This is a genomic window from Peptococcus simiae (assembly GCF_046569735.1).
GTDB classification, from domain to species: Bacteria; Bacillota; Peptococcia; order Peptococcales; family Peptococcaceae; genus Peptococcus; species Peptococcus simiae_A.
Map to the genome: position 1 here is coordinate 1 of NZ_JBKICG010000032.1, position 8,570 is coordinate 8,570.

Genomic DNA, 8,570 nt, shown 5'->3' on the forward strand with positions numbered 1-8,570 from the left:
ATTTAGGAAAAAAGTATGCTTTTGAATTATTATACAGTGAAAAGGCCCCATAAACAAGTTGCACCGGCCCCAAAATTGACTTTTTCGGTCTGACTTTTGGGGCCGGTGTCTTGCTTGCGGTGAGGCCTTATCCTGCTTTAGGCCAGCTGGGTCTTTAGGTAGTGGATGAGCCAGTGGAGGGCGTCGATGTAGCCCTGGATGCCCCGGCCCTTGATGGTATGGCAGCAGGCCGGGCGGATATAGCTTATCCGGCGGAAGGGTTCGCGGGTATCCGGGTCGGTGATGTGGACTTCTACGGTGGGGATGGCCACGGCTTTGAGGGCATCCAGGAGGGCCACGCTGGTGTGGGTATAGGCGGCGGGGTTAAAGATGATCCCATCTACCTGGCCATAGGCCTGGCCAATCCAGTCCACCAGCTGGCCCTCGTGGTTGGATTGGCGGATGGTGAGGTCAACGCCGGCGGCCCGGGCGGCGGTTTGGAGCTGGTCACAAAGGGCCGGGTAGCTGGTCTGCCCGTAGAGGGCCGGTTCCCTTAGGCCGAGTAGGTTGAGGTTAGGGCCGTTCAAAACGAGTATCTGCAAAGAAATCCTCCTTAATGGCCGTCAGGGCGGCAGTGAAATCGGTACAGGAGAGGGTGCGGTCGGCAAAGGCTTCGTAGAGCGCCTGGCGGTCTGCCCAGAGCCGGTCCAGGGCCCGGCCCCCCTGAGATAGGGGCCGGCCCGCGGTGGCCAGGTCGGCCAGGGGCCGGGTCAGGTGGTAGACCCGGCCATTCTGTCGGAGGAGGAGGTCATTTTCCGGCCGGGTGACAATGCCACCGCCACAGGCGATGACCTGGCCGCTTTTTTGGCCCACCTGGCGGGCCAGGTCGGTTTCCAGGTCCCGGAAGGCCGCTTCCCCATGGTTGCGGATGTAGTCGCCGGCCGGTCCATAGGCCTCGGCGAAGGCGGCATCCAGGTCGACGAAGGGGCGGCCCAGGTCAGCGGCCAGGGCCTGGCCCAGGGTTGTCTTGCCCACGCCGGGCATGCCGATGAGGACGATATTTTCCCGTTCAGCCCGGAGCCGTTGGTAGATGGTGGCCACCTGGTCTAGAGCGGGGGCCCGGCCGGTAAAGTAGCCATGGGCATAGACGGCCTGGGCCACTAACATGGCCAGGCCGCCCAGGGCCGGGATGCCCAGCCCCTGGGCCTCATAGACCAGGGCCGTCCGCAGGGGATTGTAGATGACGTCCAGGACCCCTTCCAACTGGGGAAAGTCCGCCGGGTGGACCAGGCCGGCCGGGGCCTGGGGGTACATCCCGACCGGGGTGGTATTGATGATCCACTGGGCATCCCGGTGGGCCGGGAGGTCTGCATAGGAGATGCCATCATGGCGGACAATATGTAAAATTTCGCCGGATCCCCGGTCTGCGAGGACCGCATGGGCTGTCTTGGCCGTGCCGCCACCGCCCAGGATGAGGCATTTTTTCCCGGCTACAGACCCGCCCAGGCTATCCAAGAGGTAGGCCAGGCCGTCAAAGTCGGTATTGTGGCCAATCCAATGGCCCTCGGCATTCCTGACCAGGCTGTTGACCGCGCCAATGGCTCGGGCGGCAGGGCTTTCATCGGCCAGGTAGGGCCGGACGGCCTCCTTATAGGGGATGGTGACGTTTAGGGCATCCAGGTCCGGCCGGCTTAAAAAAGCATCCAAGTCCGTCGGGGCGACCTCAAAGAGCTGGTAGTTGTCATTGCCCAGCATGGCATGGATGGCCGGGGAATAGCTGTGGCCCAGTTTTTCCCCCAGAAGACCGGTCAGCATGACGGGTCCTCGTCCAGGAGGTCCTCCTGGAGCTGGCGGGAAATGGCAAAGAGTCCCTCGTAAAAGGCCCGAACGGCGGCCTGGTCCCGGCCGGCCCGGTCGGTCATGTCAGCCAGGATAGCCTCTTCCCGGTCCCGGTTGAGAACGGGCAGCTGGTGGGCCTTTTTATAGGCAGCCACCTCCCGGGCACAGTCCAGCCGGTCTAAAAAAAGGGGGAGGAGGGCGGCGTCTATTTCATTGATTTTTTGACGGATATCATTTAGGGACATGGCAGGCTCCTTTATCGTAGAGTAGGTCTAAGAGGACGATGGCGGTGACCGCCTCCACCACCGGAATGGCCCGGATGGCGATGCAGGGGTCATGCCGGCCGGCGATGGTCAGCTTGTCGGGCTGACCGGTGGAGAGGCGGACACTATCCTGGGCCCGGGCAATGGAGGGGGTGGGCTTAAAGGCCACCTGACTGATGAGGGGGAGACCGGTGGAAATCCCGCCGAGGACGCCACCGGCCCGGTTGGTCCGAGGGCGGATTTGACCGTCCTCTAGGTCATAGGGGTCGTTATGGACACTGCCTCGCATGGCACAGGCATCGAAGCCGGCGCCGAAGGCGATCCCCCGGACCCCCGGAATGGCGAAGATGGCCCCGGCCAGCCGGTTTTCCAGGCCATCGGCCATGGGGTTGCCCAGGCCTTGGGGCAGGCCGACTGCCGCACATTCGATCAGGCCGCCGACCGAGTCGCCATCGGCCCGGACCTGGGCCAGGAGGGCCTCGGCGGCCTGGCGGGCTTTTTCATCGGCGATGCCCATGGGGGCGGCCCGTAGGCTTTCCAGGTCCCAGGCAGTGACCGACCGGGCATCGACCGGCGGGGCCTTGACATCGCCAAGCTGGATGAGGTGGGCGCCCACCTCGATGCCGTAGTCTTTCAGAGCTCCGGCACAGATGGCCCCGGCCAAGACCAGGGGGGCGGTGAGCCGGCCGGAAAAGTGGCCACCGCCCCGCATGTCCGCATGGCCGCCGTACTTGACCCGGGCATTGTAGTCGGCATGGGAGGGCCGGGGGAGGTCCAGGAGGTTGCCATAGTCCTTAGACCGGGTGTCGGTATTGGGAATGATAGCGCAGAGGGGGCTCCCGGTGGTATGGTCCCGGTAGACCCCACTGAGGTACTGGGGCTGGTCCGGTTCCCGGCGCTGGGTGACATGGCGGCCGCTGCCCGGGGCCCGGCGGGCCATCTGCCGGCCGATGGCCTCATGGTCCAAGGGAATCCCGGCCGGGAGGCCGTCGATAACCAGGCCAATGGCCGGGCCATGGCTTTCGCCGAAGACTTGGACCTGAATATTATGGCCGATGCGAGATGACATGGTAGTGACCTCCTAAGTGAGCAAAATCGTCAAAAAAAGCAGGGTAGGACTTATTGATGGCCTGGGCCTGGTCGATGACCACCGGGCCCCAGCCGGCACAGGCCGCCAGGATGGCCCCACTCATGACCATCCGGTGGTCGCCAAAGCCTTGAATCCGGCCGGAGGTCACCGGGCTGCCGGTGACCTGGAGGCAGTCGGCCCCTTGCCGGACCGAGACGCCCAGGCCCGCCAGGAGGCTGGCGGTGGCCTGGAGCCGGTCGCTTTCCTTTAGGCGAAGGCGGCCGGCGTTTTTAAAGCTGGTCGTCCCCTTGGCACAGGCGGCCACCATGGCCAGGATGGGGACCAGGTCCGGAATCTGGCTGACATCCAGGGAAATGCCGGCCAAGTGACCGGGGCTGACGGTGATGGCCCCGTTGTCCTGGCGGACATGGGCCCCGAAGGCCGCTAAAATATCTAAAATGGCCCGGTCTCCCTGCCGGCTGTCTAGGTCTAGGCCGGTCAGGGTGACCGGTTGGCCGATGGCCCCGGCCGCCAAGAAGAAGGCGGCATTGGACCAGTCCCCTTCAATGGTGGTGGCTGTTTCCGGGGCTCGGTAGCAGGCCCCTTTGGGGACGGTATAGGTTGACCCTGTGCAGGAAACAGTAACCCCGTAGTCCGCCATGGCATCCAGGGTCATAGCCACATAACCTTCCGATTCAAGGGGGCCCTCGATGGTCAGGGTCAAGCCCTCGGCCAGGAGGGGGGCCATGAGCAAGAAGGCACTGATGTACTGGGAGCTGACATTCCCCGGCAGGGTGACCTGTCGGCCGGTAAAGGCGCCGGAAAGGCTCAGGGGGAGGGTATCAGCGCTGACCTGGCAGCCCCCCCGGCGGAGGGCCTCAGTTAGGTCCTTGAGGGGGCGGTCCGGGAGCCGGCCGCTGCCGGTAATCTCAGCTGAAAGGCCGAGACCGGCGACCAGGGGGAGGAGAAAGCGGCAGGTGGTCCCGCTTTCCCGGCAGTCCAGCCGGACCGGGTGGTCAGTCCTCGGGCTGGGAATGGGGGTCACGATAAAGCCCTGGTCCGTCGGGGTAAAAGAGGCCCCGAGGGCGGTCAGGACATCCATGCTGGCCTGCATATCCTCAGAGATAACCGGGCAAACCAGGCTGCTGGGGCCATCGGCCAGGGCAGCGCAAAATAAGTAGCGGTGCATCATGGACTTGCTGGGCATGGCCGGCAGGGTCCCGGTTAAGGGGAAGGGCGTAATTTCTACCTTCATGACAAGCCTCCCTTTTCTAGAAATCCCGGTAAATCAGCATAGCTGACCGGGTAGTCGATACAAGACCCAATGGCCACCGGTAAAATCCACCGGACCCCGGCCGCAGTGGCCTTCTTATCCCGCTGGATGGCCGCCAGGAGGGTTGCCCGGTCATAGCCGGTGGTTACCGGGAGTCCATGAGCGGTCAGAACCCGGATAATCCGGTCGCCGTCTTCAGGCGAGAGCCGGCCTAGGTTGACGGCCACCCGGCTGATAAAGGCCAGGCCGATGGCAACGGCATGGCCATGGGCAATGGCATGGTCGCTGGCCTGCTCAATGGCGTGGGCCAGGGTATGGCCCAGGTTCAAGTGGGCCCGGATGCCCCTTTCGCAGGGGTCGGCCTCGACATAGCGGATCTTATGGCCCACTGCCCGGGCCATGATCGCTGTCAAGTCCGGGCTGGTCCCGGTCAAGGGGCCAGCCTCCAGGCGGTCGAAGAGGGCCGGGTCGGTGAGGACGGCTGTTTTAACCAGTTCGGCCAGGCCGTTTTCCCAGTCCGTCGGGCTGAGGCTGGTCAGGGTCTCTGTTGGGCAGAAGACCGCCAGGGGCTGCTTGAAGGCCCCGACCAGGTTTTTTCCGGCCGGAAGGTTTAGGGCGGTCTTGCCGCCGACAGAGGCATCTAAGGCCGCCAGCAGGGTCGTCGGCACCTGGACCATGGCAATCCCTCTGACATAGGCCGCCGCCGCAAAGCCGGCCAGGTCACCGATGACCCCGCCGCCCAGGGCCAGGACCAGGTCATCCCGGTGGACATTTTCAGCCGCCCACCGGTTCATCAGGTCCGCCCAGACAGGAATGGTCTTGCTGGATTCGCCAGGGGGCACCAGGTCCACTGCAAGCCGGTAGCCTTTTTCTTCTAGGCCAGCCGTCAGGTCCGGCCCATAGAGGGCGTAGACCCTTTCATCACTGACCAGCCGGACCTGGCGGGGCGGGGCCAGTACATCCACCAGGGCGTCAGGAATATCCGCCAGGGAAAGGCCTAGGTTAACAGCATAGGCAGGCTCAGTATGGACCTGCAAGACTTGTCCTTCTCTTCCGCCGGCCATTAGCGTAAATGTTCCCGGCAGTAGCTGTGCAGCCCCTTTAGGTCAGCAGCCAACTTGCTATACTCGTTGGGATGGAGGGACTGGGGACCGTCACAGAGGGCCTTTTCCGGGTCATTGTGGACCTCAATCATGACCCCGTCAGCACCGGCAGCCACGGCAGCCTGGGCCAGGGGCCGGACCAGGTCATGCTTACCGGCGGCATGGCTAGGGTCGATGATGATGGGCAGGTGGGTTTTCTGGCGGAGCACCGGGATAGCAGAAATATCCAGGGTGTTCCGGGTACCGGTTTCGAAGGTCCGGATGCCCCGTTCGCAGAGGATGATGTTTTCATTGCCATTGCTCATCAGGTATTCGGCACTCATCAGCCATTCCTCATAGGTGGCCGCCAGGCCCCGCTTTAAGAGAATGGGCTTGTCCAGCTTGCTGAGCTCCTTGAGCAGGGCGAAGTTCTGCATGTTTCGCGCACCCACTTGGAGGATATCCACCTCTTCGAAATAGGGGAGGTCGGACAGGTCCATGATTTCAGAGATAATCGGTAGACCGCTGGCCTTTTTTGCCTCTAAGAGGAGCTCAATGCCATCCGGCCCTAACCCCTGGAAAGAGTAGGGGGAAGTCCGGGGTTTGAAGGCCCCACCCCGTAAAATTTGGGCGCCTGCAGCCTTAACATCTGCAGCCAAGGTCCGCATTTGCTCCTTACTTTCGACAGAGCAGGGGCCGGCAATCAGGCAGAGTTGGTCCCCGCCGCCAATGACCGCATCCCCAACCCGGATGACCGTATCTTCCGGGTGCATCCGGCGGTTTACCCGTTTGTAGGGCTCAGAGACCCGGGTGACCTTGGCCGTCAGCGGGTTGGCCCGGAGCCGCTCAATATCTACATTTGAAGTGTCGCCAACCAGGCCAACAACGGTTCTTTCCACCCCTTCAATGGGATGGATCATTACGCCGAGGGACTCTAATTCTTCGAATAGGGCCTTTTTGCCTTGTTCAGAAACGCCGTCTTTTAAATGGATAATCATTTTGATTTCTCCTTTGTCTTCTTTTCTTTTTAAGTTATATGCATTAAGTTCTTTTTCCCGGGTAAGAAAAAAATTAACCACAAAAAAGCCCCGCAGAGGGTACACCTCTGCGGGGCTTTGCTAGTGCAAGTGAAGATGCCGCTAACAAGCATGATGCCCATCGCCGGGGTAACCCAAATAAGCCTTGCCAAAAAAGGCAAAGCTAAAGGTAAACATATTGGCGTGGGCTTGCTTGGATAACATAATAATCACCTGTCTAAAATGATGCAAATGCATCAGCATGGTCAAATTTTTATATAGCTTACCACAGGGGAGGCTATTTGTAAAGCAATAATTTTATTCTTCCATCTTGTGGTCTTGGTTTAAGTCCACCTGCTTGAGGGGAATCAGCTTGCCCCCAAACTTAATCTTATGATAGAGGAAGACCACAATAAAGACCGGAATCCCTAAGTAGGTGGTGGCCAGCTGGCGGAGGTTGATTTCACCTTCCAAGAGGGCCGTATCCTGTCCAATAATGACAATGGTGCAGAGGAAGAGGGCGAAAATCGGCCCAAAGGGGAAGAGCTTGGCCCGGTAGACCAGGTCGTCCAAGTCCTTACCCTGAGCCAGGTAGGCCTTACGGAAACGGTAGTGGCTTAGGGCAATCCCCAACCAGGCAATAAAGCCCGTTAGGCCACTGGCCGCAATAATGTACTCGTAAGCATTGGGAGAGCCCAGCTGCATGAGGAAGACCACAAAGACCATAGCCAGAGTTAAGTAGAGGGCATTCCGCGGCGTCCCGGCCTTGTTGACCTTGGCAAAGGTCTTAGGCGCCATCCCACTTTCAGCCATGGCATGGAGCATCCGGGTAGAGGCATAAAAGCCCGAGTTCCCGGCCGAGAGGATGGACGTCAGGATGACCGCATTCATGACACTGGCAGCCATGGCCAGGCCTACCTTTTCAAAAACAATGGTAAAGGGCGACTTGGCAATTTCAGAAATATCCTGAGCCCCGAGCAAGTCCGGGCTGGTATAAGGGATAATCAAGCCGATAATGGCAATAGAGAAAATATAGAAGATCAGAATCCGCCAGAAAACCTGGTTGACCGCCTTAGGAATGCTTTTTTCCGGGTCCTCCGACTCACCGGCCGCAATCCCAATGAGCTCCGTCCCCTGGAAGGAGTACCCGGCAATGAGGAAGACCCCCAAGGCCGCCAAGAACTTACTGGACCAGTGGCTGGTAGAGCCCACAAAGGGCGCATCCCCCACAAACCAGTTCTTTAAGCCGATATACTCGCCGCCGAAAATCCCTAAAATAGTCAGGACCCCGACAAAGATAAAGATAACGACCGTAACCACCTTAATGAGGGAGAACCAGTACTCAGACTCCCCGTAAGCCCGAACAGAAAGCATATTCAGGCCCACAATCACAGCCAGGAAAATCAGGCTCCAGGCCATGGGCGGTAAAAAACGCAAGGGCTCCCAGTAACTGAAAATAAGGGCCGATAGGCTGACATCCGCTGCGACTGTAATGACCCAGTTGAGCCAGTAATTCCAGCCCAGGGCAAAGCCAATCGAGGGGTGGACAAAGCGGGAAGCATAAGCACTAAAGGACCCGCTGATGGGCAGGTAGGTGGCCATTTCCCCCAAAGAAGTCATTAAGAAATAAACCATAATACCAATGCAGGCATAAGCCAGTAAAGCCCCACCCGGCCCGGCTGAATGGACAGCCTGGCCACTGGTCATAAAAAGGCCACTGCCGATACAGCCGCCAATGGCAATCATGGATAAGTGGCGGGTTTTCAGTGCCCGCTTAACACTGGTCCGGGGACTTCCTTCACCGCCTGAATGCGATTGTGACATAATATACCTCCTGAAAGGGTCTCTGCCCTGGTAATTTACTTTTTTATTATACAGAAACTTCCTTGGTTTGTCTTGTTAAAAACCGTGTAAAAAAGGAATTCTACCGGCATGTGAAAAGTGGGCCAGGGGCGGTCCGGGTGATTGATATTCATTGGATCGGCTAGTGGAGCCGGCTTTTTAGGGGGGGACCTGCTTTGAGGCCTGTTTAGGGACATCAAAAGGGGG

The 8,570-nt window shown here is 59.9% G+C and carries 8 protein-coding genes; all 8 read right to left on the reverse strand.

Annotation, left to right across the window (positions count from 1 at the left end; genetic code table 11):
- Positions 1 to 137: 137 nt before the first annotated feature.
- Positions 138 to 581, reverse strand: coding sequence for a type II 3-dehydroquinate dehydratase (gene aroQ, locus ACLGL1_RS09575; protein ID WP_411008450.1), 444 nt, complete (start codon positions 579 to 581; stop codon positions 138 to 140).
- Complete coding sequence (locus ACLGL1_RS09580) at positions 553 to 1,794, reverse strand: shikimate kinase (protein WP_411008451.1); 1,242 nt, start codon at positions 1,792 to 1,794, stop codon at positions 553 to 555. Before ACLGL1_RS09580 ends, aroQ begins: the two co-directional genes overlap by 29 nt.
- Positions 1,788 to 2,063 (reverse strand): chorismate mutase, encoded by a 276-nt coding sequence (locus ACLGL1_RS09585; protein ID WP_411008452.1) that lies wholly within the window; start codon positions 2,061 to 2,063, stop codon positions 1,788 to 1,790. The genes ACLGL1_RS09580 and ACLGL1_RS09585 overlap by 7 nt, the downstream gene beginning before the upstream one ends.
- Entirely contained in the window at positions 2,050 to 3,150 is a 1,101-nt protein-coding gene (aroC, locus tag ACLGL1_RS09590; protein ID WP_411008453.1) for a chorismate synthase, read from the reverse strand. The genes ACLGL1_RS09585 and aroC overlap by 14 nt, the downstream gene beginning before the upstream one ends.
- Positions 3,128 to 4,405 carry a 3-phosphoshikimate 1-carboxyvinyltransferase gene (gene aroA / locus ACLGL1_RS09595; protein WP_411008454.1) on the reverse strand — a complete coding sequence of 426 codons (1,278 nt, stop codon included), beginning with the start codon at positions 4,403 to 4,405 and terminating at the stop codon, positions 3,128 to 3,130. Before aroA ends, aroC begins: the two co-directional genes overlap by 23 nt.
- Positions 4,402 to 5,487 carry a 3-dehydroquinate synthase gene (aroB, locus tag ACLGL1_RS09600; RefSeq protein ID WP_411008455.1) on the reverse strand — a complete coding sequence of 362 codons (1,086 nt, stop codon included), beginning with the start codon at positions 5,485 to 5,487 and terminating at the stop codon, positions 4,402 to 4,404. Before aroB ends, aroA begins: the two co-directional genes overlap by 4 nt.
- Entirely contained in the window at positions 5,487 to 6,503 is a 1,017-nt protein-coding gene (gene aroF / locus ACLGL1_RS09605; RefSeq protein ID WP_411008456.1) for a 3-deoxy-7-phosphoheptulonate synthase, read from the reverse strand. The genes aroB and aroF overlap by 1 nt, the downstream gene beginning before the upstream one ends.
- A gap of 336 nt (positions 6,504 to 6,839) precedes the next feature.
- Positions 6,840 to 8,345, reverse strand: a complete 1,506-nt coding sequence (locus ACLGL1_RS09610; protein ID WP_411008457.1) for an amino acid permease — start codon at positions 8,343 to 8,345, stop codon at positions 6,840 to 6,842.
- Positions 8,346 to 8,570: the final 225 nt, after the last annotated feature.

Coding starts and splice junctions, on each gene's coding strand:
- ACLGL1_RS09580 (WP_411008451.1), bottom strand. CDS start 1,794: ATGCTGACCGGTCTTCTGGGGGAAAAACTGGGCCACAGCTATTCCCCG.
- aroB (WP_411008455.1), bottom strand. CDS start 5,487: ATGGCCGGCGGAAGAGAAGGACAAGTCTTGCAGGTCCATACTGAGCCT.
- aroA (WP_411008454.1), bottom strand. CDS start 4,405: ATGAAGGTAGAAATTACGCCCTTCCCCTTAACCGGGACCCTGCCGGCC.
- aroC (WP_411008453.1), bottom strand. CDS start 3,150: ATGTCATCTCGCATCGGCCATAATATTCAGGTCCAAGTCTTCGGCGAA.
- ACLGL1_RS09585 (WP_411008452.1), bottom strand. CDS start 2,063: ATGTCCCTAAATGATATCCGTCAAAAAATCAATGAAATAGACGCCGCC.
- aroF (WP_411008456.1), bottom strand. CDS start 6,503: ATGATTATCCATTTAAAAGACGGCGTTTCTGAACAAGGCAAAAAGGCC.
- ACLGL1_RS09610 (WP_411008457.1), bottom strand. CDS start 8,345: ATGTCACAATCGCATTCAGGCGGTGAAGGAAGTCCCCGGACCAGTGTT.